The organism is Streptomyces saintjeani (genome assembly GCF_055409605.1).
The window spans coordinates 5,065,269-5,091,217 of the sequence record NZ_CP189624.1; the positions used below are offsets into that span (position 1 = coordinate 5,065,269).

Here is a 25,949-nt window from a genome sequence, read left to right on the forward strand (position 1 = left end):
CTAGACGAGTTTCACGCCGTCATGGGCGCGAACGGCAGGCGGAGACGCCGAGTCCAACGCGTCCAGAACACGGATCGTGTACGCCTCATCGGCAAGCTCGGAGACTTCCTCGCGAGTGGCCCACCGCAGCGCGCGGGTCTCGGCGCCAGTAGTAGGGGTGCCGTCAGCCGCCTCGCACCGGAACACTAGCGAGACGATCAGCCCGGTCATGTTCTTGTAGACGCCAGTCAGCGTTGCGGGAAGGGCGATCTTGATGCCGGTCTCTTCGAGGACCTCGCGTTGAAGGGCCTCAGGGATGGTCTCCTCCCGTTCGAGGACACCCCCCGGCGGCTCCCACTTCCCGTTGTCCCGGCGCTGTATCAGGAGGGCCCGGCCACGGTTGTCGACGACGACCCCGGCCACGCTCACGGAGTGCGGGCGTTCTGTGCTCACGTACCTCGGCCCTCTCGGCTGGCTAGGCTCTCCACGGTAGCAACAACGCTCACCCGCTCGTCTAGATATCTAAAGGAGTACATGTGAGCCCTTCTCTCCCTTCGGGTCTCCTCGGCGGTCTCGATCCCACGAGTGACCGTGCGGTTTTCCGGCAGATCGCGGACCAACTCCGCGAGGCGATCGACCGTGGCCGCTTCAGCGAGGGGGAGAAGCTCCCGTCGGAGGCCGAACTGGTGGACCACTACGGGGTGTCCCGGATGACGGTCCGCAACTCCTTCTCGATCCTCCAGGGGGAGGGCCTGGTCCACGCGGAACACGGCAAGGGCGTCTTCGTCCGGCCGCGCCCGCCTGTTCGGCGTCTCGCCTCCGACCGCTTCGCCCGGCGCCACCGTGAACAGGGCAAGGCGGCGTTCATCGTCGAGGCCGACACCGTGGGCAGTCAGCCCCACGTCGACAGCATCGAGATCAAGGAAGTGAAGGCCAGCCCCGACATCTCCGCCCGCCTCGGCTCCGTGCGCCGAGTCCTCGCCCGCTACCGCCGCTACCTCCACGACGGCCGCCCGGTCGAGTTCGCCACCTCCTACCTTCCCCTCGACATCGCTCGCGGCACGCCGATCGCCGAACCCAACCCCGGCCCCGGCGGCATCTACGCCCGCCTCGAAGACCTCGGTCACCACCTGGACCACTTCGAGGAAGAGATCCGCTCCCGCATGCCCTCACCCGCTGAGGTCAAGACCCTCAACCTCGCGGCCGGCGTCCCGGTGTTCCACCTGATCCGCACCGCGTACGACACCGAAGGCCGCGCGGTCGAGGTCTGCGACACGGTCATGGCGGCCGACGCGTACGTCCTCTCGTACCAACTCCCGGCCACGTGACGACATGACCGGCGGTGGTGCGCGGGGCCGTTCCTCCGAACTCGTACACCCCAACACACTTGCTCATGTAGACGAGTAGATAGGGATGCGCTGTGCGCACCATCCGCGCAGAGACCTCCGCCGCGACGATCCTCCTGACCGAAACCCCCGAGCCGAAGGCTCGCGACCGCCAGACGAGCGAGAACGCGAAGGACGCCGTAACCGGCGAGGCGCTATGGAAGCCTGCGCCCCAGCCTCCCGACTCCGCGTCCTTGCGGCCCAAGCCGCCACCCGCTGAGAGATACGGCCGGTCCCACCCGAACGCCGCATCGCCACCGTCCCTCAGGCCGACGAGATCGCCGACCGCATCGGCCCGCGCTGGCGCCTCATGGTCTACCTCGGCGCGTACGGACCTTTCCGCCCAGGGGAGTTGGCGGGTCCGCGCCGCCGGGGTGTGGACGTAGCGGCGCTACGGATCTGGCGCGCGACAACTGAACGACCGCGCACAGCAAAAAGGCCCCGGTCTTCGACCTGGGCCTTCATCATGAAGCGGGTGACGAGAATCGAACTCGCGCTCTCAGCTTGGGAAGCTGATGTTCTACCATTAAACTACACCCGCACAAATTCGCCCCGGAAAGATCCGGCGGGCGACTGCTCCGTCACTCTACCTCATCAGGGGAGGCCAGTGCCGGAGGTGGAGTGGTGGAGGGGTGGTGTGGGGGATGGATTCGGGTGCGCGGCAAGGGAGTTGGGGCGTACCGTGGAGACCCGGAAGAGGAGCCGAGGAGTGCGGAGTGCCGCCTGGAGGCTCGTCCCTTTCATCCCGTAATGTGACGCCCGTCGTCACGGCATCCCGCCAGAGGTGACGCGGTTCTTGGGGAAGGGATTCCAGGACTTGATGGAGCGCACCGTCGTCCGTTGTGCCGATGGGCACGTATTCAGCACCGCCTCGTTCCCGATGCAGCAGGCCGACCGGCTCGGCCCGGGCCGCCTCGTCCGATGTCCCCGCTGCGCGCGGCTGCGCAGCGCGGTACCGGTCGTGGCACAGAAGCGGTAGCTCTCAGGTAGTACCCGGGTAGTACCCCGACGCGTGGAGCCGTCCGATTGGGGCGACTCCGCGCGTCTTGCGTATCCTCGGGGCGTGCTTCTCTCAGACAAGGACATCCGGGCCGAGATCGACGCCGGACGGGTACGGATCGATCCCTACGACGAATCCATGGTGCAGCCGTCCAGCATCGACGTACGACTCGACCGGTTCTTCCGGGTGTTCGAGAATCACCGCTACCCCCACATCGACCCCTCGGTCGAACAGGCGGACCTGACGCGGCTCGTGGAACCCGAGGGTGACGAGCCGTTCATCCTCCACCCGGGGGAGTTCGTCCTCGCCTCCACCTACGAGGTGATCGGTCTCCCGGACGACCTGGCCTCCCGCCTGGAGGGCAAGTCCTCCCTCGGCCGCCTCGGCCTCGTCACCCACTCCACCGCGGGTTTCATCGACCCCGGTTTCAACGGCCACGTCACCCTCGAACTCTCCAACCTCGCCACGCTCCCCATCAAGCTGTGGCCGGGTATGAAGATCGGCCAGCTGTGCATGTTCCGCCTCAGCTCCCCCGCCGAGTTCCCGTACGGCAGCGAGCGGTACGGCTCCCGCTACCAGGGCCAGCGCGGCCCGACCGCCTCGCGCTCCTTCCGTAACTTCCATCGCACCCAGGTATGAGGCGGGCGGCATGACCGACGTACGAGAGAACCTCAGCTACGACCGTTTCGGCACCGCCGTCCGCGAACTCGCGCAGACCATCGCCGACGACGGGTACGCGCCTGACGTCGTCCTGTCCATCGCCCGCGGCGGGGTCTTCGTCGCCGGCGGCCTGGCGTACGCGCTGGACTGCAAGAACATCCACCTGGTGAACGTCGAGTTCTACACCGGCGTCGGGACGACCCTCGACATGCCGGTCATGCTGGCCCCCGTCCCGAACGTCATCGACTTCTCCGACAAGAAGGTCCTGATCACGGACGACGTCGCCGACACCGGCAAGACCCTCAAACTGGTCCACGACTTCTGCCTCGACACGGTCGCCGAGGTCCGCAGCGCCGTCATCTACGAGAAGTCCCACTCCCTCGTGAAGTGCGACTACGTCTGGAAGCGCACGGACGACTGGATCAACTTCCCCTGGTCCGTGGAGCCCCCGGTGGTGAAGCGCTCGGGGCAGGTCCTCGACGCCTGAGGTATTACACGGGTACGACCACGAGGGCTTAGCGTCACATCGGCGCCGGGCCTTTGTCATACCCGTAGTACCTGAAACGTACCCGGCTGGATCGCGGAAGCCCCGAGCGTCCCGCTCCATGCGGAGACCAGCCACGCTCCGCGAAGGAACCTGTGGCCGATTTTCGCCTTACCCGGTCTCAAAACCGCAGGTCAGTGGCGCGGCAGGGCTGCTCTCGTCCGGATCTGTGCCGACGACCACAGCGAGCGGGGTACACGTAGGCTCATACTGAGTCATGACAAAGCCTGCTGCACCGAAGCGTCACCTGCCCACCAGCCCCTTCAAGGCCCCGGTCACACCGGCTCCCAAGCACTTCGCCGAGGGCGACCAGGTTACCCATGACGTGTACGGTCTCGGCCGGGTGATCAGCATCGAGGACCGTATCGCGGTGCTGGTGGATTTCGGTTCGACGCAAATGCGGATCTTGAGCCCGTACTCCAAGATGACCAAGCTGTAGGACCACCGCGCCCGGTCACGGCACTCCAGGCCCCCTCGGGGACCTGTAACGAAAGAGAGTCCTCTCATCGATCCGACGTCGCTGTTCTCCGCTCCGGAAAAGCAACCTCGCTGCTCCACCGCAGCGTCGCCGCCTCCGACGACAAACCCCTTCCAGGCCCCGGACTTCAAGGGGGACGACGTCTTCCTGTTCGACGATGCGCAGGATCCCGCCCCGGGCATGCGCTCGGCGCGCCACGAGGCGGCTTAGCTCCACGCAGGACGGTGACTTCGGCAGTCGGCCGTGGGGCGCGGCCGTCTCCGGTTCCGTCTCGTTCAGCCCCGGTCACGGTCGTTCGGACGAGATGGGGTCGCAGGTCGGTGTGGGACGTGCGGCCCCTGAAGGCAATGCCCCGGTCTGCCGCCTCGTCCAGGGTTTCGGCGGGCAGCCACGAACCGGTCGAGGCGCGAGCGAGCCCGAGGAGGACTCAGGTCGGCCGTCTGCCCAGGGCGGCGCCCGAACCGACGCCCGAATCGACGCCCGAATCGACGTCACCCGCTCCGTAGAAAGCCCCCAGGTCGAAGACCCGGGGGTTTTGTGTTGCCCGGATCCCCCTGCGCTCCGTCTACCGCCACCGGCCGACACGCCCCGCGCGAGAGATGTGACCTTCAGCGCGGCAGTGGAGTTTCGAGGTGCTCGCCGCTGTGCCGGCCGACGGCGGCGTCAGCAGCGGCGCACACCCCGTCGGTGGAGGTCACAGCGCTGTGGGCGGAAGCGCGGGCAGGAAGGGTCACCCTCGCGGCGAGCAATATCTGTTCCCGTGGAATGAGAAATAGGCGCGGGGCGCGGCGAGTATTCCTCGATCGTCGGCGGGGTCGGAATTATTGACCTTTCGAGGCCGATGGGACCGTGCTACTGTCGATCTCAGTTGCAGGTGTGGTTGCCAGAAGGTTTATTCCCGACGGGTTAATCAGCACGGCGACACGGAGTTCACGCAGGGTGAATTCCTGACACCGTCTCCGAAGGAGAATAGATATGTCTACTGGCACCGTGAAGTGGTTCAACGCGGAAAAGGGCTTCGGCTTCATCGAGCAGGACGGCGGCGGCCCCGACGTCTTCGCCCACTACTCGAACATCGCCGCCCAGGGCTTCCGTGAGCTGCTGGAAGGTCAGAAGGTGTCGTTCGACATCGCGCAGGGCCAGAAGGGCCCGACGGCCGAGAACATCGTTCCCGCCTGATCACCGGCACGCATTCTTCGCAGCTGGGGCCCGCACCTTGGGGTGCGGGCCCCAGCTTGCTGCATTTCAGGGCGCATCCCCTGTCGTACTGGCTCGTTCTCGCAATTCTCTGCGCCGCTCACCTGCTGCGGGAATTCCTTGATACGCGCCGCATCAAGGAAGGTTCCGCATGAATCGCACGCGCACAAACACCTACACCCGTGGCCGCTCCGGCGCTCCGCACCGCTCCAGGCCCCAGGGAAACCGGCAGGCCGTACAGGGCGAGTTCGCGCCGCCGAAGACGATCACGCCGGCGCTCCCCGCCGTCGAGGCGTTCGCCGAACTCGCCATGCCCGCGCGGCTGTTGGCCACGCTGGGCCACGAGGGCGTGACCGTACCGTTCCCGATCCAGGCGGCGACCCTGCCGAACTCCCTGGCCGGTCGTGACGTACTCGGCCGGGGCCGTACCGGCTCGGGCAAGACCCTCGCTTTCGGCCTCGCCCTGCTGGCCCGTACGGCGGGGCGGCGGGCCGAGCCGCGGCAGCCGCTCGCGCTCGTTCTCGTCCCCACCCGCGAGCTGGCCCAGCAGGTCACCGACGCGCTCGCGCCGTACGCCCGGTCCGTGAGCCTGCGGCTGGCCACCGTCGTCGGCGGGATGTCCATCGGCAGGCAGGCCGGTGCGCTGCGGGCCGGGGCCGAGGTGGTCGTCGCGACGCCCGGGCGGCTCAAGGACCTCATCGACCGGGGCGACTGCCGGCTGGACGAGGTCGCCGTCACCGTCCTCGACGAGGCCGACCAGATGGCCGACATGGGCTTCATGCCCCAGGTCACCGCCCTGCTCGACCAGGTGCGTCCCGGCGGGCAGCGGATGCTCTTCTCGGCCACCCTGGACCGCAACGTCGACCGGCTGGTGCGGAACTACCTGCACGACCCGGTCGTCCACTCCGTCGACCCGTCGGCGGGCGCGGTCACCACGATGGAGCACCACGTCCTCCATGTGCACGACGAGGACAAGCACCGGACGACCACCGAGATCGCGGCGCGGGACGGCCGGGTGATCATGTTCCTCGACACCAAGCACGCGGTGGACCGGCTGACCAAGCACCTGCTGAGCAGCGGTGTCCGCGCCGCGGCCCTGCACGGCGGCAAGTCCCAGCCGCAGCGCACGCGCACGCTGGCCCAGTTCAAGAGCGGGCATGTGACGGTGCTGGTGGCGACGAACGTCGCGGCGCGCGGGATCCACGTCGACAACCTCGACCTGGTCGTCAACGTCGATCCGCCCACCGACCACAAGGACTACCTGCACCGAGGCGGTCGTACGGCCCGTGCGGGCGAGTCCGGCAGCGTCGTCACCCTGGTGACCCGTAACCAGCGTCGCGAGGTGAGCCGGCTGATGGCTACGGCGGGCATCACCCCCCAGGTCGCCCAGGTGCGGTCGGGCGAGGCGGAGTTGAGCCGGATCACCGGTGCGCAGGCCCCGTCCGGGGTGCCGGTCGTCATCACCGCGCCGGAGGCGGAACGGCCGCGTGGCGCGGCGTCCTCGTCCCGGGGCCGGCGCGGGCGCCGGGGGCAGGGCGGCGGGCGGCCCGGTGGCGAAGCGGCGCCCCGCAGGGCACAGCGGCGGACCGGCTACGGCTCGGCTGCCTAGAGCCGCGCCGCCCTCTCATACGTCGCGGGCCCGCCCCGCACATCACAGGCCCACCCCTTTCTCGCAGGAGGCACCTTGACGCCGGTTCGGACGCAGCACGATGGAGTGGTTCCCTCCCTCAAGGCCATGGCCGACGGCAGGGCCGCGTCCGGACCCCGGGTCTGTGACGACATGACCGTCGAGGTGGCGCTGTCCCTCATGGCCGGTGCCCGGGTCGACCACCTCGTCCTGTGCGACGGGGACGAGCAGAGCACGGGCCTGATCACCCGGGCCCGGCTCGCCGTTCTCCGCGACGGTCCCACCTACACGGACCGGCTGCGCCTGCGGGACGTCCTCGACGGACCGTCCGGCGCCCTCGGTGACCACGGCCGGACCCCGGGCGTCCTCACCCTCGCCCGCTGATCCATCTCGCCCGATCGGCCCGCCCCCATCTTCCCTGTGAGGCATCCATGCGCTGTGTCATCGCCCGGTACCCGTTCGAGCTGACCAAGAGCGGGGTGCAGGCCTCGATGAAGGGCGTCGCGCCCGAGCTCGTCACGGGTGAGTCCGTGACCATCGGCCGCCGCCGCTACCCGGTCAAGCAGGTGGGCCAGGTCATCACCCGGCAGGACCGCCGCGACTTCAGCAGCGGCGAGGTCGTCCGGGCCATGACCCGCCTCGGCTTCACCTGCCACGAGCAGCCCGTGCCCGAGCCGGCGCTGCTCGGGGACATCGCCTGGTGAGGAGACAACGCCAGGTGAAGAGACATCGCCTGGTGAGGTGAGCACCCCGCCACCAGAAGCCCAGTGAGGGCCCTGCCGACGCGCGTCGGCAGGGCCCTCACTGTCGTATCGCCGCCTTCTTCCACCCGCCGCCGCGGGATCCAGGATGCCTGCGCCCCTTGGACACCAAAATCTACTCTCGCCGGAGTAGACATTGGCTCCTCGTGTGGTTACTCTTCTTCTCGTAGACGAAGTCAGAGAGACCCGGCAGACACGAACTGCCGGGTAGTAGTACCCCTTCACCCAGTGATTGGTCCAGAGGAAGAACGGAGGAGCAGACGCCATCAGGATCGCCCGGCCGGACTCGGTCCGGGTGCCGCAAGACCCCGGATTGGATGGTGGTCCCCGGTCACGCAGTCGCGATCCCCGCACCCCTCCCCTTGCCGGGCCGGGAAGCGGAAACAGAAGGCCGGCGCAGCATGAGGGCCGGCAGATGGTGTTGAATTCCCCTCGGGGCCCTGGTGCCGTACGGCACCAGGGCCCCTCGACGCGTTGTACAACGAGGTGACATGGCAGCAGATAATCCGCTCGGCGATCGTCTGGACGACGACGACTACCCCGCGTACACCATGGGCCGGGCCGCCGAAATGCTCGGTACCACCCCCGCTTTCCTCCGGGCCATCGGTGAGGCCCGGCTGATCACTCCGCTGCGCTCGGAGGGCGGACATCGCCGGTACTCCCGCTACCAGCTGAGGATCGCCGCCCGCGCCCGCGAGCTGGTCGACCGGGGGACCCCGATCGACGCCGCGTGCCGCATCGTCATCCTTGAGGACCAGCTGGAGGAAGCCCAGCGGATCAACGCCGAGTACCGCCGGGCCGCGAACGCGGCGTCCGACACCTTCGATTCCGGCCCGGGCTGACCGCGCGAGCGCGTACGGCTGCGCCACGGCGCGTACGGCCCCGCCGTACGACCGCTCACCGCGCGGTCCGCTCCGGGAGCAGTTCGAAGGTGATGTGCGGGGACAGCGCGCGCAGGAAGCGGGGCGCGTCGAAGGTTTCGCCGGCGGAGGCGACACCGGTCGTGCGGGTCCGGCCGGTGAGGATGCGGTGGACCGCCTCCACCGCGAGCGGTGCGCTGACCGCGTAGATGTCCCTGCCGCTCGCCACGGCGCGCCGTTCGGTGGAGCCGGAGCGGACGACGGCGTCGACGAGGAAGGTCTGGTCGGACCGTCCGTCCTCGTCGGCGGGGGCCGGCGCCGGGGTGTCCGGGGCCGAGAGGTCCCGGGCCGCTTCGCTCGCCATGTGGGTGCGCACCTCGGGGATGGCGAGGTGGCGGGGGACGGTGACCACGTCGGCCATCGTGAACTCCCCGACGACCTCCCTGATGCCCATCGGCTCGGGGAAGGGCCACTTCAGGAGCGTCGGCGCGTCGTCGTGGTACTCCAGCCGCCCGCCCGTGTAGCGGACCCGCCGACCGCCCCGGCGCTCGCCGGAGACCGCGCCCGCGGTGCGCGTCCCGGGCGTGGGGTGCCAACTGCTCAGTCCGTACGCGATCTCCGCCTCGTCGGCCGCCGTCCAGTCGCCCATCGCGGCGGTGGCCAGCAGGTCGCCGAGGCCGCCGTAGAAGGCCATCGCGGGGACGACCACCACTCCCGCCGCGCGGGCGCGGTCCGCGAAGTGCGTGAACGTGTCGAGGTTCGCCTCGATCTCGGCCGCCACGTCGACGTACGGGATTCCGGCGCGCAGGGCCGCCTCGATCACCGGCGCGGCGGTCACCGCGAAGGGCCCGGCGCAGTTGATCACGGCGTCGGCGCCGGCCAGGGCGCGGTCGAGCGAGGCGGGGTCGTCGACCGACGCCGGCCGGACCTCAAGACCCGGGCCGGACGCCGCCAGCGCCCGCAGCTTGCCGTCGTCGCGGCCGGAGAGGACCGGGACGAACCCGCGCTCCCGCAGGTGTGCCACCACGAAGCGTCCGGTGTGCCCGTACGCGCCGAACACCGTCACCGTCTGTCCCTGACCCATGGGTTCTCCCCCGTGCTCGAATGATCCGCTACGACCATCCTGGCGGGACCGGTGGTCTCGGCGTGAGTGTCCGGAACGACGTGCCCCGTACACTTTCGGACATGGGTACCGTCGTGGCGCTGGCCGTCACCAAGGGGATGCTGCACTTCGAACTCTCCCTGGCCTACGAGGTGTTCGGCGCCGCTCCGGCCGGCGTGACCGTTCCCTGGTACGACGTCGAGGTGTGCGGGTCGGACGCCGTGCGGCTCGGCCGGTTCCGGCTGGAGCCCGACCAGGGGCTCGGCCGGCTCCGGTACGCCGACACCGTGATCGTCCCCGGCTGGGCGGACACCGACGAGGAACCGCCCGCCGAGCTCGTCCGCGCGGTGCGGGCGGCCCATGAGGCGGGTGCGCGCGTGGCCTCCCTGTGCACGGGCGCCTTCGTGCTGGCCGCCGCCGGTCTGCTGGACGGCAGGCGGGCGACCACGCACTGGGCGCACACGGACGCCCTGGCCGCCCGGTACCCGCGCGTGGAGGTCGATCCGGACGTGCTCTACGTGGACAACGGCAGCGTGCTCACCGCCGCCGGCAAGGCCGCCGCGCTCGACCTGTGCCTGCACCTCGTCCGGCTCGACCACGGTACGTCCGTCGCCAACGCCGTCGCCCGCCGACTGGTCGTGCCGCCGCACCGGGCGGGCGGGCAGGCGCAGTTCGTGGCCGCTCCGGTGCCCGCCCGTGACGACCATCCGCTCGCCGCGCTGCTGCCCTGGGCGATCGAACGCCTCGGCGACCCGCTCTCGGTGGAGGACCTGGCCCGGCAGGCCGGGATGAGCTCGCGTCAGCTGGGCCGCCGGTTCAGGGCGGTGACCGGTACCACTCCGCTGCGGTGGCTGCTGACCCAACGTATCCGCCGCGCACAGGAGTTGCTGGAGACCACGGACGACGTCGTCGACGCCATCGCGGCGGCCACCGGTATGGGGACCGCGACGACGCTGCGCCGGCACTTCAACCGCACGGTGGGCGTACCCCCGGACACCTATCGCCGGACCTTCCGCTCATAGCCCCGCACCGGCTCGGGCCGAGGTATTAGACGGGTACGACCACGAAGGGCCCGGCGTCTTGGCGACGCCGGGCCCTGTCATACCCGTAATACCTAGAACGTCCCCAGCTTCACGATCGACAGCAGCGCCACCAGCTGGATCGCGGACGCGCCCAGCGCCTTCGGCCACGGCAGGTCGTGCGACTTGCCCACCATCAGGGTGAGCAGAACGCCGGCGGCGACCCACGTCGCCCACCCCAGCACCTGTACGAAGGGCGCGTCCCCGCCGAAGAACATCGCCACGATCAGCCGGGGCGCGTCCGTGAGGGACATGATCAGCATGGAGAGGCCGACGGTCGGCTGCCAGGCACCGTCGCCGCCGAGCTGGCGGGCCAGCGTGTGGGTGACGACGCCGAGCACGAACGACGAGAGCACCATCGCCACGGCCGTCGTCAGGACGATCGGGATCGCGTTGGCGAGCGTCGCGTCGATCGCGTCCTCGCGCGCCCCGTCGAAGCCGAAGACGGCGAGCAGACCGTAGAGGAAGGTGACGATGAGGGCCGGGACCCACATCGTGTAGTCCCGCATGACGAGGAAGGTCTGGTTCGGGGCGGTGACGATCCCCTTCAGCAGTTCCTTCCAGGGCAGCCGGGGCCCGACCGGACCGGCCGGCGCGGAGCCCGCGTGGTACGTCCCGCCCTGGTTGTACTGCTGGTGGTCGTCGACCGAGAACGCCTGCGTGTGCCCGGGGTTGTTCGCGGCGTACGGGTCGTACGGGGCGCCCTGCGGCTGGCCGTGACCCGGTCCTCGCCCAGGCCCTTGCCCAGGCCCCTGCCCCTGTCCGGGACCCTGGGGGTACCCCCCGCCGCCGAAGTACTCCGGCTCCTCCGAGCCGCCTCTCCCGCCGTCCTGCCGGCCGCCACCGGGCCCACCGCCCGGCCCGCCGTACGGCCGCTGCTGCTGCGGGTACGACGGCTGCGGCGGGTACCCGTACGACGGGCCGCCCTGGCCGTAGGAGGGTGCACCCTGCCCGTACGTGGGGCCCTGGGTGCCGTACGACGGTCCCTGCTGCCCGTGCGGGGGGTGTTGCGGTCGCGCTTGCGGGGCGCGGTCGTCCCGGCCGCCGCGTCCGATCCTGAATCCAGCCACGCCTTCGAACGTACCTGGTCCCGGAGAGTGAGGAGGGTGAGGGGACGGATACCGGACCCCATTGCGGCCTACCTGTGACATCCCGTAGGGGGCCGACCCCTAGTACCCGTACGCCTCAAGTACGAGGGGGCTACGAGGGCGCCCCCCACCTCCCCGGAGAGAGGCGAGGGGCGCCCTCGTAGCCGTACTACTACCCGGGAGCTACTTCACCGGCTCCGGCTCCGGAGCGTTCTCCGTCTCAGCGTCCCCCGCCGGGTCCACCGGGGTCCGCACGGATTCGAGGAGCAGCTGGGCGACGTCCACGACGGTGATGGACTCCTTCGCCTTGCCCTCGTTCTTCTTGCCGTTGACCGAGTCGGTCAGCATGACGAGGCAGAAGGGGCAGGCGGTCGAGACGATGTCGGGGTTGAGGGAAAGAGCCTCGTCGACACGCTCGTTGTTGATGCGCTTGCCGATCCGCTCCTCCATCCACATCCGCGCGCCACCGGCACCGCAGCAGAAGCCGCGCTCCTTGTGCCGGTGCATCTCCTCGTTGCGCAGGCCCGGGACGCTCGCGATGATCTCGCGCGGCGGCGTGTAGATCTTGTTGTGCCGCCCGAGGTAGCAGGGGTCGTGGTACGTGATGATCCCCTCGACCGGCGTCACCGGCACCAACTTGCCCTCGTCGACGAGGAGTTGCAGCAGCTGCGTGTGGTGCACGACCTCGTAGTCGCCGCCGAGCTGCGGGTACTCGTTGCCGATGGTGTTGAGGCAGTGCGGGCAGGTCGCGACGATCTTCTTCGCGGACCTCGGCTTCTTCGACTCCGGCGTCACCTTGCCGTCGTCGTCCATCTCCTCGCCGAACGCCATGTTGAGCGCCATGACGTTCTCCATGCCGAGCTCCTGGAACAGCGGCTCGTTGCCGAGGCGCCGCGCCGAGTCACCCGTGCACTTCTCGTCGCCGCCCATGATCGCGAACTTGACGCCCGCGATGTGCAGCAGCTCGGCGAACGCCTTGGTCGTTTTCTTCGCGCGGTCCTCCAGGGAGCCCGCGCAGCCGACCCAGTACAGGTACTCGACCTCGGAGAGGTCCTCGATGTCCTTGCCGACGACCGGGACCTCGAAGTCCAGCTCCTTCAGCCACTCCAGGCGCTGCTTCTTGGCGAGCCCCCAGGGGTTGCCCTTCTTCTCCAGGTTCTTGAGCATCGTGCCCGCCTCGGAGGGGAAGGCCGACTCGATCATCACCTGGTAGCGGCGCATGTCGACGATGTGGTCGACGTGCTCGATGTCCACCGGGCACTGCTCGACGCATGCCCCGCAGGTGGTACAGGACCACAGGACGTCCGGGTCGATGACGCCGTTCTCTTCGACGGTGCCGATGAGGGGACGCTCGGCCTCGGCGAGCGCGGCGGCGGGGACGTCCTTGAGGGCTTCCTCGGACGCCTTCTCCTCGCCCTCCATGTCCTTGCCGCCACCCGCGAGCAGGTACGGCGCCTTGGCGTGCGCGTGGTCGCGCAGCGACATGATCAGCAGCTTGGGGGAGAGCGGCTTGCCGGTGTTCCAGGCGGGGCACTGCGACTGGCAGCGACCGCACTCCGTGCAGGTGGAGAAGTCCAGCAGGCCCTTCCACGAGAACTGCTCGACCTGCGAGACGCCGAACACGTCGTCGTCGCCCGGGTCGGTGAAGTCGATCGGCTTCCCGCCGGACGTCATCGGCAGCAGCGCGCCGAGCGACGTACCGCCCTTCGCGTCGCGCTTGAACCAGATGTTCGGGAACGCGAGGAAGCGGTGCCAGGCGACACCCATGTCGGTCTTGAGAGCTACCGTGATCATCCAGATGAAGGACGTCGCGATCTTCAGGCCGGCGAAGAAGTAGGTGAGGTTCTGGAGGGTGGAGACGTCCATCCCCTCGAACCACGACACCACCGGGTACGAGATGAAGAACGACGCCTCGTAGCTGTCGACGTGGTGCTGGGCACCCTCCAGCGCGTGCAGCACGAAGATGCAGACGCCGACGATCAGGATGACCGTCTCGACGAAGTACGCCTGGCCGAAGTTGGAGCCGGCGAACCGGGACTTGCGGCCCGGCTTGTCCGGCCGGCTCAGCTGGCGGACGACGATCAGGACCAGGATGCCGAGGACGGTCATCGTGCCGATGAACTCGACGAAGACGTTGTACGGCGCCCACTCGCCGACCACCGGCAGCAGCCAGTCGGCCTGGAAGAGCTGGCCGACGGCGTTGACGATCGTCAGCAGCAGCGAGAAGAAGCCGACGGCGACGAACCAGTGCGCGACCCCGACGATGCCCCAGCGGTTCATCCGCGTGTGGCCGAGGAACTCCCTGGCGACGGTCAGGGTGCGCTGCGCGGGTTCGTCGGTGCGGGTGCCGGCCGGCACGTTCTGGCCGAGGCGCATGAAGTTGTAGATCTGTAGCAGGGCGCGCGCGAACAGGGCCACGCCGACCACGATCAGGACCAGCGACACGATGATCGCGGCGAGTTGCATGGGGGCTCCTCGTGCCTGCGAGAAGGAGAGCGGAGTTACTAAGCGGTAACTTATTCAGTCCGTCCGAGGGTACCCCGTGTTCCCCGTCGCACTGTAGCCGGGCGCGGAGTGATCTGAATCGCTGAGGGTTGCCTCAGGGTGGGTGGTACAAGGCTTCCGGGGGTGACTGGATCGTTCCGTTCATGTCATTCGTACTTAATTGCTACATTTGTGACTAATTTGTCACTGTGCTCTATGGAATCGTCGCCGCCACCGCCGCGCTCGCGCTGGCCGCCCTCCTGGCCGCCCTGCTCCGTGTCCCCGCGCTGCGCGTGGGACTGGTCGAGCGGCGGCAGCGGCTGCGAAGGGTGCCGCTGTCCGGGGGGCCCGCGGTGGTGGCGGCCACCTGTGGGGTCGCGGCCCTCGGCGACCGCACCGGCCTCGCCCCCCTCGGTCCCGACGCGGGCGTGCTCCTCGCCGCGGCCGGCGCCGTCGCCCTGCTCGGGCTCGCCGCCGATCTGTGGCGCCTCAAGAGCCGCTTCCTGGTGCTCGGTACGACCGTTTCGGCGGCCTTCGTGATCCCTTATGGCGTGATCGGCGTCCTAGGGGGCGCCGTTGCGGTCGGGTGGGTCGTCTTCGTCGCCCTCGCCTTCCGGAGCCTCGACCATGCGGACGGCGTCGCCGGGACGGTCGGCGTCGTCACCGCCTTCGGTGCCGGGGCGTGCGCCGCCGCCGAGGTGATGGACGGACCCGCCGTCCTGCTGAGCGTCCTCGCGGCGGCCCTGACCGGCTTCCTGATGCACAACTGGCCGCACGCGCGCGTGGGGCTCGGTACGTCGGGTGCGCTGTTCACCGGGTTCCTGCCGGCCGCGGTCGCCGTGCGCGCGTGCGCGGAACGCGGGCCGCTCACCGGTGCGGGCGCGCTGTTCGCGCTGACGGCGGTCGCGAGCCTGGACGTCGTCCTCGTCGCCCTCTCGCGCAGGCGCGCGGGACGGCCGCTGCTGAGACCCGCGCCGGACCACCTCGCGCACCGGCTGCGCCGCCTCGGCGTCACGGACCGGGGGGCGGTCGTCCTGATCGGCGCGGCGGCCTTCGGGGGCGTCCTGGTCGGGGGGCTCGTGCACGCGGGCTGGACGGGCGTCCCGGCGGTGCTGTGGGTGGTGGCCGTCGTGGCGGTGGCAACGGCGGGGCTGCTGCGCGTGCGCGTGCGCGTGTACGGGGTGCGGCCGAGGCGTGCGGGGGAGACGCTGGACAAGCGGCCCGGCGTACGGCGGCCCCGGCGCGCGCCCGGCGGTGCGGACGGTCGGCGCCTCACCCTCGTACACCGCCTCCTGGGCCTTCTGAAGCCTCGGCGGAAGCTCCCACAGGCCCCTGGAGTCACCCCTGGTGCGCATGTTCAGGCGCCTCGGAAGCCGGAGTCGTCGCAGGTCAAGGCTGCCATGCGTGTAAGGAACGGATAAGAGTTGAGCCTGTGTGACTCAGCTCTGTTGACTCCGCTGGGCGGGTGATGCACACTTGAGCCTGTTCCACTCAAGTCAGCTGGAGGAAGATCACCATGGCACGTGCGGTCGGCATCGACCTGGGCACGACTAACTCCGTCGTCAGCGTTCTTGAAGGCGGCGAGCCCACCGTCATCACCAACGCAGAGGGCGCCAGGACCACGCCGTCCGTCGTCGCCTTCGCGAAGAACGGTGAGGTCCTCGTCGGTGAGGTGGCCAAGCGCCAGGCCGTCACCAACGTCGACCGGACCATCCGCTCCGTGAAGCGCCACATGGGCACGGACTGGAAGATCCAGCTCGACGGCAAGGACTTCAACCCGCAGCAGATCTCCGCGTTCATCCTCCAGAAGCTGAAGCGGGACGCGGAGGCGTACCTGGGCGAGAAGGTGACCGACGCGGTCATCACCGTCCCGGCGTACTTCAACGACTCGGAGCGCCAGGCCACGAAGGAGGCCGGCGAGATCGCGGGCCTGAACGTCCTGCGCATCGTCAACGAGCCGACGGCCGCCGCGCTCGCGTACGGCCTCGACAAGGACGAGCAGGTCATCCTGGTCTTCGACCTCGGTGGCGGCACGTTCGACGTCTCGCTCCTGGAGATCGGCGACGGCGTCGTCGAGGTGAAGGCCACCAACGGCGACAACCACCTCGGTGGTGACGACTGGGACCAGCGCGTCGTCGACTACCTGGTGCAGCAGTTCAAGTCGGGCCACGGCGTGGACCTCGGCAAGGACAAGATGGCCCTCCAGCGTCTGCGCGAGGCCGCCGAGAAGGCGAAGATCGAGCTGTCGTCGTCCTCCGAGACGTCGATCAACCTGCCGTACATCACCGCCTCCGCCGAGGGCCCCCTGCACCTCGACGAGAAGCTGACCCGCGCGCAGTTCCAGCAGCTCACCGCGGACCTCCTGGAGCGCTGCAAGACGCCGTTCCACAACGTCATCAAGGACGCCGGCATCGCGCTCAGCGAGATCGACCACGTCGTCCTGGTCGGTGGCTCCACCCGTATGCCGGCCGTCGCCGAGCTGGTCAAGGAGCTGACCGGCGGCCGTGAGGCCAACAAGGGCGTCAACCCGGACGAGGTCGTCGCGATCGGCGCCTCCCTCCAGGCCGGTGTCCTCAAGGGCGAGGTCAAGGACGTCCTGCTGCTCGACGTCACCCCGCTGTCCCTCGGCATCGAGACCAAGGGCGGCATCATGACGAAGCTCATCGAGCGCAACACCACGATCCCGACCAAGCGCTCCGAGATCTTCACCACCGCCGAGGACAACCAGCCCTCCGTGCAGATCCAGGTCTACCAGGGCGAGCGCGAGATCGCGGCGTACAACAAGAAGCTCGGGATGTTCGAGCTGACCGGCCTGCCGCCCGCCCCGCGCGGTGTCCCGCAGATCGAGGTCTCCTTCGACATCGACGCCAACGGCATCATGCACGTGACCGCGAAGGACCTCGGCACGGGCAAGGAGCAGAAGATGACCGTCACCGGCGGCTCCTCGCTGCCGAAGGACGAGGTCGACCGCATGCGCCAGGAGGCCGAGCAGTACGCGGACGAGGACCACAAGCGCCGCGAGGCCGCCGAGGCGCGCAACCAGGGCGAGCAGCTCGTCTACCAGACCGAGAAGTTCCTCAAGGACAACGAGGACAAGGTCCCCGGCGAGATCAAGACCGAGGTCGAGGCGTCGATCGTCGAGCTGAAGGAGAAGCTCAAGGGCGACGACACCGCCGAGATCCGCACCGCCACCGAGAAGGTCGCGGCGGTCTCCCAGAAGCTCGGCCAGGCCATGTACGCGGACGCGCAGGCCGCCCAGGGCGAAGCAGGCCCGGCGGGTGACGCCAAGGCCGACGACGACGTCGTGGACGCCGAGATCGTCGACGACGAGAAGCCCAAGGGTGGTGCCGCGTGACGGAGGAGACCCCGGGCTTCGAGGAGAAGCCCGACGTCCCCTCCGGCGCCCCTGAAGACGCCGAGCCGAAGGCCGCCGCCCCTGAGGAGGAGGCGGCCCCGGCCGGGGACGCGAACCAGACAGCCGGTCTGGTGGCCCAGCTGGACCAGGTGCGTACGGCTCTCGGCGAGCGCACCGCCGACCTCCAGCGCCTCCAGGCCGAGTACCAGAACTACCGCCGCCGCGTGGAGCGGGACCGCATCGCGGTCAAGGAGATCGCCGTGGCGAACCTCCTGACCGAACTGCTGCCGGTCCTCGACGACATCGGCCGCGCGCGGGAGCACGGCGAACTGCTCGGCGGGTTCAAGTCCGTCGCGGAGTCGCTGGAGACCACCGCCGCCAAGATGGGTCTGACGCAGTTCGGCAAGGAGGGCGAGCCCTTCGACCCGACGATCCACGAGGCGCTGATGCACAGCTACGCGCCGGACGTCACGGAGACGACGTGCGTGGCGATTCTCCAGCCCGGGTATCGGATCGGCGAGCGCACCATCCGCCCCGCGCGGGTGGCCGTCGCCGAACCGCAGCCCGGCGCGCAGACCGTCAAGGCCGAGGACGAGGCCGGCGACGAGAAGGACAACGGCCCTGAGGAGGGCTGACACGGACGACGAGCGGAAGGGGGTGCGTCGGGGATGAGCACCAAGGACTTCATCGAGAAGGACTTCTACAAGGTCCTCGGCGTCCCCAAGGACGCCACCGAGGCCGAGATCAAGAAGGCGTACCGCAAGCTCGCGCGCGAGTTCCACCCGGACGCCAACAAGGGCAACGCCAAGGCCGAGGAGCGCTTCAAGGAGATCTCCGAGGCGAACGACATCCTCGGCGACCCCAAGAAGCGCAAGGAGTACGACGAGGCGCGCGCCCTCTTCGGCAACGGCGGCTTCCGTCCGGGCCCGGGCGCGGGCGGCGGCTCGTTCAACTTCGACCTGGGCGACCTCTTCGGAGGCGGCGCGGGCGGCGGCTCCCAAGGCGGCTTCGGCGGCGGCATCGGGGACGTCTTCGGGGGCCTGTTCAACCGGGGCGGCACGACCGCGGGCCGTACCCAGCCCCGGCGCGGGCAGGACATCGACACCGAGGTGACCCTCAGCTTCACCGAGGCCATCGAGGGGGCGACGGTCCCGCTGCGCATGACCTCCCAGGCCGCATGCAAGGCGTGCTCGGGCACCGGCGACAAGAACGGCACGCCGCGCGTGTGCCCGACCTGCGTCGGCACCGGGCAGGTCGCGCGCGGCTCGGGCGGCGGCTTCTCGCTCACCGACCCGTGCCCCGACTGCAAGGGGCGCGGCCTGATCGCCGAGCAGCCCTGCGAGGACTGCCACGGCAGCGGCCGGGCCAAGTCGTCGCGGACGATGCAGGTCCGCATCCCGGCAGGGGTGACGGACGGGCAGCGGATCCGGCTGCGCGGCAAGGGCGGCCCGGGCGAGCGGGGCGGCACCGCCGGTGACCTCTACGTCGTCGTCCACGTCGGAAGCCATCCCGTCTTCGGGCGCAAGGACGACAACCTGACGGTGACCGTGCCGGTCACGTTCGCGGAGGCGGCGCTCGGCGGGGAGATCAAGGTGCCCACCCTGGGCGGGCCCGCGCTCACCCTGAAGCTGCCTCCGGGCACGCCCAACGGGCGCACCATGCGTGCGCGCGGGAAGGGCGCGGTCCGCAAGGACGGCACTCGCGGGGACCTGTTGGTCACCGTCGAGGTGAGTGTCCCGAAGGACGTGACGGGGAAGGCTCGTGACGCACTGGAGGCGTATCGCGAGGCGACCGCGGGCGAGGACCCGCGGGCGGAGCTGTTCGAGGCCGCGAAGGGAGCATGAGAGTGATGGACGGCCGCCGGCGCAACCCGTACGAACTGACCGAGGAGACCCCGGTCTACGTCATCTCGGTGGCGGCCCAGCTCTCCGGTCTGCACCCGCAGACCCTGCGGCAGTACGACCGTCTCGGCCTGGTCTCCCCGGACCGCACGGCCGGGCGGGGCCGCCGCTACTCGGCCCGCGACATCGAACTCCTGCGCACGGTGCAGGCGTTGTCGCAGGACGAGGGCATCAACCTGGCCGGCATCAAGCGGATCATCGAGCTGGAGAACCAGGTCGCCGCGCTCCAGTCCCGGGTCGCGGAGCTGGAGTCGGCGCTGGACGGCGCCGCCGCGGCGATGCAGCAGCGCGAGGCCGCGGTGCACGCGTCGTACCGGCGCGACCTGGTGCCGTACCAGGAGGTGCAGCAGACCAGCGCGTTGGTGGTCTGGCGGCCGAAGAAGCCCAAGGACTGAGACACGGCCGAGATCGGTCAAGGATGGACGAAACACCGTGAAAGGGTTCGGAGTTCATGACTCCGGGCCCTTTCGTGCTTCTCAAGTGGCGGGGGTGTGAAGGGAGTTGGGGAAGGCTGAGGAGTCGTCTCCATGTGTTGCCGTTGCCTCAGCGCAGGGTGATGTTGCCATCTCGTTAAGTGATTCTTCTTGACTCTGCGGGAGCGGGCCGCGTTGGCTCTCAGTACCTGGGTCCTGGAAGTCGCCGTGCCCACGTCCGGAACGTCACCTGAAGTGAGCCCCCGCATGCGTCGTATCGCCATATCCGTCGTCGCTTCGACGATGACCCTCTCGCTCGCCGGATGCGGGATGCTGAACGCGACGGGGGACACGGCCGACGCGAGCCCGACGAAGGGCAACGACCTCACGGTCGGCGTGCTCATGCCGGAGAAGACCAACACCCGGTACGAGCAGTTCGACTACCCGATCATCCAGAAGACGATCGCCCAGCTCACGAACAAGCAGGGCAGGACGGTCTACGAGAACGCCTCGGCCAAGGCGGCGACGCAGGTCCAGCAGATGGAGAAGATGATCAGCGACAAGGTGGACCTGATCCTCCTCGACGCGGTCGACTCCAAGGGCATCGCCGCCACGGTCGAGAAGGCCAAGGACGCGGGCATCCCGGTCATCGCCTACGACCGGCTCGCCGAGGGGCCCATCGACGCGTACGTCTCCTTCGACAACGAGCTCGTCGGGCAGGTGCAGGGGCGCACCCTCGTCGAGACGATCAACAACGCGAGCACCGCCGACAAGATCGTCATGATCAACGGCTCGCCGACCGACCCCAACGCCGGGCAGTTCAAGGCGGGCGCGCTCTCCGAGATCGACGGGCGGGTGACCGTCGCGGCCTCCTACGACACCGACGAGTGGAGCCCGGCCCTCGCGCAGTCCGAGATGGCGCAGGCGATCCAGCGGATCGGCAAGAACAACATCGCGGGGGTGTACTCCGCGAACGACGCGATGGCCGGGGGCGCGCTGAAGGCGCTCGAAGCGGCGGGGGTCACCGATCTGCCGCCGATCACCGGGCAGGACGCCGAACTGCCCGCCGTGCAGCGGATCATCACCGGCAAGCAGTTCATGAGCGTCTACAAGCCCTATCCGCAGATGGCCGCCGCCGCCGCGGAGATGGCCGTCGCCAAGATCCAGGGCAAGGACATCAAGTTCGACTCGCTGACGCGGGACCGGGTGGACAGCCCGACGAACAAGAAGATCCCGGCGCAGCTGGTGACCGTGGTCGCGCTGACCAAGAGCAATGTGAAGCAGACGGTGGTGGCCGACGGGATCTACACGGTCGGGCAGATCTGCACGGCGAAGTTCGAGGCGGCTTGCGAGGCGGTCAACCTCAAGTAGGGGGGACCGGGGGTACTCCGGCGGGAGCCGGGGGGTCGGCCAGGGGCGGCGGGGTGTTCCGGTAGGGGATACAGGGGGTACCTCGGTAGGGGGTCTGCCGGGAGTACTTCGGTAGGGGGTACTCCGGGGCTACCCGTCCATCAGCGGTTTCATCGGGATCAGCAGGCCGTCCGGGGCGTGTGCCGCCGGGGTCGTCGCCATCCAGCTCGCCGGGTCGCGGTCGCCGGTCACCCGCAGGCCGGTGATCTTCGCGCCGCGGGGTACGTCGTACCAGAGCTCCACCTCCACGAGGGAGTGGCCGCCGATCGAGATCGACTCGTGCTGGCGGCGTACGGCCATGGCGAAGCTGTCGGGGCGGGCCGCGCGGCCTGTCGCGCCCTCCAGGCGCTGGTCCTTCACGGCGTAGGTGTGGAAGTCGGCGCTGGGGTTGTCGACGCGGAGTCTGGCCGCGCAGAACTGGCCGTCGGGCATGGCGTCGCTGTGGGTGCCGGTGACGCCGAGGATGCCGCAGCGCAGGGAGAGGACGGTGAAGACGAGGTGGCCGTCCTGGTGGGGGCGGGAGGGGGGTTGGGGGGTGGGGGTGGCGTTGGGTGCGGTGCCGGGGGTGGAGCCTGTGTCGCAGCTTGTGATGAGGACGGGGGCGAGGAGGGCGAGGGGGAGGGTCAGCAGGGCCGGGAGGCGGCGTAGGGGGGTGATCGGGTGGGAGGGGTCTGGTGTGCCTCGGTTCGCCATACCTGGGATTGTGCGGGGTGCGGGCGGGGGTGGGGAGGGGTATGGCGGGGGAGGGTTGCGTCGTACTGCGGGGAGGGCGCCAAGGTGTCGTCGTACCTCGGTCGTACACGGGTAGTACCCGGGGCGTACGCGGGGCGTGGAGGCTCCTGTCGGGTGTCCTCGTGGGCGCGTGGTGGACCCGGCCGGACGGGGAGCGTCCGGCCGGGTCTCCCGGGCGAGCGGCAGCCCGGGTGGAGCGGTTCCACCATGCCGTGAGTGGGTACGGTGCACCACCGTCAGCTTGTTGCAGTGCGAGGGGCGGAGGCGGGTCGAAACGGCCGTATACCGGGGGATTTCAGGTCGCGTGACCGAGGGCGCCGTGTTGCGGAGCCGGGTGGACGCCCCGCATAGTTGCGCTGCGGAAGAGCAAACTGCGGGGGTGGGATGGACGATGACCGGGCACGGGACGGAGCATCCCCCGCACGGTGCCGACCGACTGTGCGAGGCCGGTGACCGGGTCTACTCCCGCGCCGTGCGCCGTGGCCGCATCCCGCGCGCCGACGCCGGACCGGTCCCCTGTCTCCTCGAACTCGCCCTGCTGCACCCCGATCCCGACGACATGGACTGGCTCGTCCCGACCGCGCCGCAGGAGGTCATGACGCGGCTCCTGCGGGGCCTGTACGACGACGTCAGCGAGAGCCGGCGCCGGATGGGCGCGGCGGTCGCCGCCTTCGAGTGGTACGCCGGGCTCGGCGGCCCCGTCAGCGTCTCCGGCGAGGGCATGGCGCTGCGCGTCCTCGACGGGGCGTCCCGGATCCAGGCCGCGCTCGACGAGGCGACCGACGCGTGCACGACCGAGGTGCTGACCGTCCAGCCCGGCGGGATCCGGCGCGAGCACGAGCTCTCCGAAGGGCTGCACCGGGCGATGTCCCTGCGGGCGCGGGGAGTTCGGATGCGCGACCTCTACAACCACGTCGCCCGGCACGGCCAAGGGCTGCTCACCTACCTCGACTTGATGGGCGACGCCGTCGAGGCGCGCACCCTCGACGAGGTCACCGACCGGCTCATGGTGTTCGACCGGGTCGTCGCCTTCATCCCGGCGAACCCCGACCGCACGATGGCGCTTGAGCTGCGGCATCCCGCGCTGATCACGTACCTGGTCACGGTCTTCGAGCGCCTGTGGCGGCTGGCGATTCCGCTCTCCACGGCCATCCCGGCGCCTGCTGTCGAGGGCGTCTCCCATCGGGAGCAGTCCATCGCCGCGTTGCTCGCGGAAGGCCACCAAGACGCCGTCATCGCCGAGCGGTTGGGAATCAGCGTCCGTACCTGCCGGGCCCATATCGCCCGGCTCTCCGAGACGTTGGGGGCGGCGAGCCGTACGCAGCTCGGGGTGCGGATCGCTCAGGTCGGGCTGGTGGGGGGTGGGGGGACCTACGAGGCGGGCAAGGGGGTCACTCTTCCCGGTCAAGGATTCCCGACTGGCCTATGAGGTAGCCGAGTTGGGCTCGGCTGTCGCTGCCGAGGGTGGCGGCCAGCTTCGCGATGTGCTCGCGGGCCGTGCGGACGTTCATGCCGAGGCGGTCGGCGATGACGGCGTCCGTGTGGCCCTCGACGAGGAGGGCGGCGATGGTGCGTTGACGTGCGGTGATGCCGTCCGGGGAAGGCGGCCGGACAGCCTGGGGGTACATGGGGGTGGCGAGGTTCCAGAGGCGGTCGAAGGTGGTGGTGAAGTAGCTGATGAGGGCCGGGTGCCGGACTTCCAGGGCGAGGGTGCGGTCCTCGTTCGCAGGGATGTAGGCGACTGCACGGTCGATGATGATGAGCCGGTCTGTGACCTGGTCGAGGGTGCGGGCTTCGGCGTCGCCTCGCAGCTGTTCGTAGCGGGCGATAGTCGTGAGCTTGTGCTGCTGGGTGTGCTGGTAGAGGGCGCGGATACGGCCACCGCGGTCGAGCAGCGCTTGGTCGCGTTCCAAGGCGGCTTTCACCGTTGAAGGGATGCGGCCCGTGAAAGAGGGCTGGATGGTGAGGAGTTCACCGGTGCTGCCGGCCATGGCCTCGGTGATGGCTCGGTTGATGCGGTCTTTACCGCTCAAGACCCTGAGGGTCGGCGTGTCCGTCGTCGCTGGGTTCGTGTCGTACTTCACCAACCGTTCGAACAGCTCGGCCAGTCGTTCCTCCCGCTTCCGCTCGTCGGCGATGCGGCGGGCGGAGCGGCTGAGCATACGGTGCAGGGCGAAGGCGGCGGAGACCGGTTCCAGTCGGTTCAGGTCGTCCACGGAAGGGTGCAGCAGGCCGAAGTCCACGAGGCAGGGGGATTGTTGGACGTCGGCGACCGGTATGTGGCCTTCCCGTAGGGCCCGTTCATACAGTTCCGTACCCGCTTCGCAGAGTTCTTCCACGCCGTGGGGTGGGTGGAGAGCTGTCATGCGTCGACTTCCTTCTGCTCCAGGATCCCCGACTGGGCGATCAGATAGCCGAGTTGAGCCCTGCTGTCGCTGCCCAGGGTCGTCGCGAGCTTGGCGATGTGGACGCGGGCCGTGCGGATGTTCATGCCGAGGCGGTCGGCGATGACGGAGTCCGTGTGGCCCTCGACCAGGAGGGCGGCGATGGCGCGTTGGCGGGGGGTGATGCCGGTCAGGGGGGTGCGGTGGGGGGAACGGGGGTGCATGGGGGTGGCCAGGCGCCAGAGGCGGTCGAAGGTGGTCGCGAAGTACGTGATGAGTGCCGGGTGGCGGACTTCGAGGGCGAGGGAGCGGTCCGTGCCGGCAGGGATGAAGGCGACCGCGCGGTCGACGAGGATGAGGCGGTCGGTGACCTCGTCGAGCGTGCGGGCCTCGACGTCGCCCCTCAACTGCTCGTAACGGGCCAGGGTTTCGGGGATGTGGCGCTGGGTGTGCTGGTAGAGCGTACGGATCCGGCCGCCCCGGTCCAGGAGCGCCTGGTCGCGCTCCAGGGCCACGCCGACCGTCCTCGGGTGGCGGTCGGGGGAGGGCTGGATGGCGAGGAGTTCGCCCGAGGCGGTGGCCATCGTCGCGGAGATCGCGGAGTTGATGCGGTCGACGCCGCTGAGCAGTTGGGTGCCGGAGGTCTTCGTGCCGCCGCTGTCCGGTAGGGCGAGCGCGAGGAGCGGCTCGAAGGTCTCCGCGAGCCGTGTGCTCTGTCTGCGGCGCCGGGCGATGTCGTCGTCGGCGGTGCGCTGGAGGCGGGCGAGGGCGATGGCGGGGGGTACCGGCCGCAGCCGTCGTACGTCTTCGAAGTCCGGTTGCAGGAGGCCCGCTTCGAGCAGGCAGGGCAGCAACTCCGCTTCGGATGCCGGGACTTGGTCCTCGCGCAGTGCGCGGGTGTACAGCTCCAGGCCCGCTTCGCACAGGTCCTCCACGCCGTGGGGTGGGTGGGGCACCGTCATGTGTCGGTTTCCTTCTGTTCAAGGATTCCGGACTCGCCTGTGCGGTAACCGAGTTGGGGGTTGCTCTGTGCCGCGGGGTGTTCGCGGGGGGTCCGGATGTTCGTGCCGGGACGGGACGTGATCGCGGCGTCCGTGCGGCCTTCGGCCAGGAGTGCGGCGGAGGCTCGTCGGCGGGGCGGGGCACCGTCGGGTGAGAGGTGCTGGGCGGTCTTGGGGGGTTGGGGCGTCGTGTGCTGGTGCAGGGGGCGCGTACGGCCGTCCCGGGGCGCCTTCGGTGGGAGGGGCTCGGCCGAGGGGCCGGGCGTGGCCTGCCTGATCGCGTCGTCGGTCCGGGCGGGGGTGGGAGGTTCCGCCGAGGTGGGGGGCCAGCGTTTGTGCTTGTGCCCCTGCTCGCGCTTGGGGAGGGGCTGGAGCGGCGCGTAGGGCTCGGTCGGGTGGGGGAGGGCTTCGGCATCCGCTCCGTGCGTACGGGGCCCGCTCAGCGCCCGCGCGTAGAGCGCGAGGTTCTCCCCGCGCGCTTCCTCGGTGCTGTGACGGTGTGCTTCCAC

25 protein-coding genes, 1 tRNA gene and 2 pseudogenes are annotated in these 25,949 nt (G+C 69.6%); 19 read left to right on the plus strand and 9 right to left on the minus strand.

The window, feature by feature from the left end:
- On the minus strand, positions 1 to 408 hold the full coding sequence (locus tag ACQCO7_RS23165) for an NUDIX hydrolase (protein ID WP_464077272.1): 408 nt from the start codon (positions 406 to 408) through the stop codon (positions 1 to 3).
- Between the two features lie 107 nt (positions 409 to 515).
- Here ACQCO7_RS23165 and ACQCO7_RS23170 point away from each other — a divergent pair, with 107 nt between their 5' ends.
- The 3 genes and pseudogenes from ACQCO7_RS23170 to ACQCO7_RS23180 all read left to right on the plus strand — a co-directional run.
- Positions 516 to 1,307, plus strand: a complete 792-nt coding sequence (locus ACQCO7_RS23170) for a GntR family transcriptional regulator (protein WP_464073650.1) — start codon at positions 516 to 518, stop codon at positions 1,305 to 1,307.
- A gap of 92 nt (positions 1,308 to 1,399) precedes the next feature.
- Positions 1,400 to 1,522 (plus strand): annotated as a pseudogene (locus tag ACQCO7_RS23175) (SCO3933 family regulatory protein); the annotation flags it as partial.
- Positions 1,523 to 1,605: 83 nt separating this feature from the next.
- Positions 1,606 to 1,764: pseudogene (locus tag ACQCO7_RS23180) on the plus strand (tyrosine-type recombinase/integrase); the annotation flags it as partial.
- 70 nt (positions 1,765 to 1,834) lie between these two features.
- Here the strand turns inward: ACQCO7_RS23180 and ACQCO7_RS23185 are convergent.
- Positions 1,835 to 1,905, minus strand: a tRNA-Gly gene (locus ACQCO7_RS23185).
- Positions 1,906 to 2,427: 522 nt separating this feature from the next.
- Between ACQCO7_RS23185 and dcd the strand changes: the two genes are divergently transcribed.
- The 8 genes from dcd to ACQCO7_RS23225 all read left to right on the plus strand — a co-directional run bounded on the left by dcd (position 2,428) and on the right by ACQCO7_RS23225 (position 8,473).
- On the plus strand, positions 2,428 to 3,003 hold the full coding sequence (dcd, locus tag ACQCO7_RS23190) for a dCTP deaminase (RefSeq protein WP_409115413.1): 576 nt from the start codon (positions 2,428 to 2,430) through the stop codon (positions 3,001 to 3,003).
- A 10-nt stretch (positions 3,004 to 3,013) separates the two neighbouring features.
- A complete protein-coding gene (locus tag ACQCO7_RS23195; RefSeq protein ID WP_464073651.1) occupies positions 3,014 to 3,511 on the plus strand; it encodes a phosphoribosyltransferase in 498 nt (165 codons plus the stop codon).
- A gap of 274 nt (positions 3,512 to 3,785) precedes the next feature.
- Entirely contained in the window at positions 3,786 to 4,007 is a 222-nt protein-coding gene (locus tag ACQCO7_RS23200; RefSeq protein WP_409115405.1) for a hypothetical protein, read from the plus strand.
- Positions 4,008 to 5,021: 1,014 nt separating this feature from the next.
- Positions 5,022 to 5,225 (plus strand): cold-shock protein, encoded by a 204-nt coding sequence (locus tag ACQCO7_RS23205; protein WP_010351538.1) that lies wholly within the window; start codon positions 5,022 to 5,024, stop codon positions 5,223 to 5,225.
- A 169-nt stretch (positions 5,226 to 5,394) separates the two neighbouring features.
- Complete coding sequence (locus tag ACQCO7_RS23210; protein WP_464073652.1) at positions 5,395 to 6,852, plus strand: DEAD/DEAH box helicase; 1,458 nt, start codon at positions 5,395 to 5,397, stop codon at positions 6,850 to 6,852.
- 126 nt (positions 6,853 to 6,978) lie between these two features.
- Positions 6,979 to 7,254: a CBS domain-containing protein gene (locus tag ACQCO7_RS23215; protein ID WP_464073653.1), complete on the plus strand. Its 276-nt coding sequence runs from the start codon at positions 6,979 to 6,981 to the stop codon at positions 7,252 to 7,254.
- Between the two features lie 47 nt (positions 7,255 to 7,301).
- Positions 7,302 to 7,574, plus strand: coding sequence for an SCO5918 family protein (locus ACQCO7_RS23220; RefSeq protein WP_464073654.1), 273 nt, complete (start codon positions 7,302 to 7,304; stop codon positions 7,572 to 7,574).
- A gap of 548 nt (positions 7,575 to 8,122) precedes the next feature.
- On the plus strand, positions 8,123 to 8,473 hold the full coding sequence (locus tag ACQCO7_RS23225) for a helix-turn-helix domain-containing protein (RefSeq protein ID WP_464073655.1): 351 nt from the start codon (positions 8,123 to 8,125) through the stop codon (positions 8,471 to 8,473).
- 55 nt (positions 8,474 to 8,528) lie between these two features.
- On the opposite strand, the gene ACQCO7_RS23230 is transcribed toward ACQCO7_RS23225, so the two are convergent.
- Positions 8,529 to 9,575, minus strand: coding sequence for a saccharopine dehydrogenase family protein (locus ACQCO7_RS23230; RefSeq protein WP_464073656.1), 1,047 nt, complete (start codon positions 9,573 to 9,575; stop codon positions 8,529 to 8,531).
- Positions 9,576 to 9,676: 101 nt separating this feature from the next.
- On the opposite strand from ACQCO7_RS23230, the gene ACQCO7_RS23235 reads away from it, so the two are divergent.
- Positions 9,677 to 10,615: a helix-turn-helix domain-containing protein gene (locus tag ACQCO7_RS23235; RefSeq protein WP_464073657.1), complete on the plus strand. Its 939-nt coding sequence runs from the start codon at positions 9,677 to 9,679 to the stop codon at positions 10,613 to 10,615.
- Positions 10,616 to 10,707: 92 nt separating this feature from the next.
- Here ACQCO7_RS23235 and ACQCO7_RS23240 read toward each other — a convergent pair whose 3' ends face one another.
- Together ACQCO7_RS23240 and ACQCO7_RS23245 are read right to left on the minus strand one after the other, a co-directional pair.
- A complete protein-coding gene (locus tag ACQCO7_RS23240; RefSeq protein ID WP_464073658.1) occupies positions 10,708 to 11,823 on the minus strand; it encodes a Yip1 family protein in 1,116 nt (371 codons plus the stop codon).
- Positions 11,824 to 11,943: 120 nt separating this feature from the next.
- Positions 11,944 to 14,226, minus strand: coding sequence for a (Fe-S)-binding protein (locus ACQCO7_RS23245; protein WP_464073659.1), 2,283 nt, complete (start codon positions 14,224 to 14,226; stop codon positions 11,944 to 11,946).
- A gap of 227 nt (positions 14,227 to 14,453) precedes the next feature.
- Between ACQCO7_RS23245 and ACQCO7_RS23250 the strand changes: the two genes are divergently transcribed.
- From ACQCO7_RS23250 to ACQCO7_RS23275, 6 genes are all read left to right on the plus strand, one after another.
- Complete coding sequence (locus tag ACQCO7_RS23250) at positions 14,454 to 15,665, plus strand: MraY family glycosyltransferase (RefSeq protein ID WP_464073660.1); 1,212 nt, start codon at positions 14,454 to 14,456, stop codon at positions 15,663 to 15,665.
- 95 nt (positions 15,666 to 15,760) lie between these two features.
- A complete protein-coding gene (gene dnaK, locus ACQCO7_RS23255) occupies positions 15,761 to 17,599 on the plus strand; it encodes a molecular chaperone DnaK (RefSeq protein ID WP_409115395.1) in 1,839 nt (612 codons plus the stop codon).
- On the plus strand, positions 17,596 to 18,234 hold the full coding sequence (gene grpE, locus ACQCO7_RS23260) for a nucleotide exchange factor GrpE (protein ID WP_464073661.1): 639 nt from the start codon (positions 17,596 to 17,598) through the stop codon (positions 18,232 to 18,234). Before dnaK ends, grpE begins: the two co-directional genes overlap by 4 nt.
- Before the next feature lie 33 nt (positions 18,235 to 18,267).
- Positions 18,268 to 19,443 (plus strand): molecular chaperone DnaJ, encoded by a 1,176-nt coding sequence (gene dnaJ / locus ACQCO7_RS23265; protein ID WP_010351524.1) that lies wholly within the window; start codon positions 18,268 to 18,270, stop codon positions 19,441 to 19,443.
- Positions 19,444 to 19,448: 5 nt separating this feature from the next.
- A complete protein-coding gene (locus ACQCO7_RS23270; RefSeq protein ID WP_055722792.1) occupies positions 19,449 to 19,895 on the plus strand; it encodes a heat shock protein transcriptional repressor HspR in 447 nt (148 codons plus the stop codon).
- A 285-nt stretch (positions 19,896 to 20,180) separates the two neighbouring features.
- A complete protein-coding gene (locus ACQCO7_RS23275; protein WP_464073662.1) occupies positions 20,181 to 21,284 on the plus strand; it encodes a sugar ABC transporter substrate-binding protein in 1,104 nt (367 codons plus the stop codon).
- Positions 21,285 to 21,413: 129 nt separating this feature from the next.
- Here ACQCO7_RS23275 and ACQCO7_RS23280 read toward each other — a convergent pair whose 3' ends face one another.
- Positions 21,414 to 22,016 carry a DUF4352 domain-containing protein gene (locus ACQCO7_RS23280; protein WP_464073663.1) on the minus strand — a complete coding sequence of 201 codons (603 nt, stop codon included), beginning with the start codon at positions 22,014 to 22,016 and terminating at the stop codon, positions 21,414 to 21,416.
- A 430-nt stretch (positions 22,017 to 22,446) separates the two neighbouring features.
- On the opposite strand from ACQCO7_RS23280, the gene ACQCO7_RS23285 reads away from it, so the two are divergent.
- Entirely contained in the window at positions 22,447 to 23,484 is a 1,038-nt protein-coding gene (locus ACQCO7_RS23285) for a helix-turn-helix transcriptional regulator (RefSeq protein WP_464073664.1), read from the plus strand.
- Here the strand turns inward: ACQCO7_RS23285 and ACQCO7_RS23290 are convergent.
- From ACQCO7_RS23290 to ACQCO7_RS23300, 3 genes are read right to left on the minus strand one after another with little or no spacing between them, the layout of a single operon-like run.
- Positions 23,447 to 24,421, minus strand: coding sequence for a helix-turn-helix transcriptional regulator (locus ACQCO7_RS23290; RefSeq protein ID WP_464073665.1), 975 nt, complete (start codon positions 24,419 to 24,421; stop codon positions 23,447 to 23,449). The two genes, ACQCO7_RS23285 and ACQCO7_RS23290, sit on opposite strands and share 38 nt — an antisense overlap.
- Positions 24,418 to 25,401 carry a LuxR C-terminal-related transcriptional regulator gene (locus tag ACQCO7_RS23295; RefSeq protein ID WP_464073666.1) on the minus strand — a complete coding sequence of 328 codons (984 nt, stop codon included), beginning with the start codon at positions 25,399 to 25,401 and terminating at the stop codon, positions 24,418 to 24,420. The genes ACQCO7_RS23290 and ACQCO7_RS23295 overlap by 4 nt, the downstream gene beginning before the upstream one ends.
- On the minus strand, positions 25,398 to 25,949 hold the full coding sequence (locus ACQCO7_RS23300) for a hypothetical protein (RefSeq protein ID WP_464073667.1): 552 nt from the start codon (positions 25,947 to 25,949) through the stop codon (positions 25,398 to 25,400). Before ACQCO7_RS23300 ends, ACQCO7_RS23295 begins: the two co-directional genes overlap by 4 nt.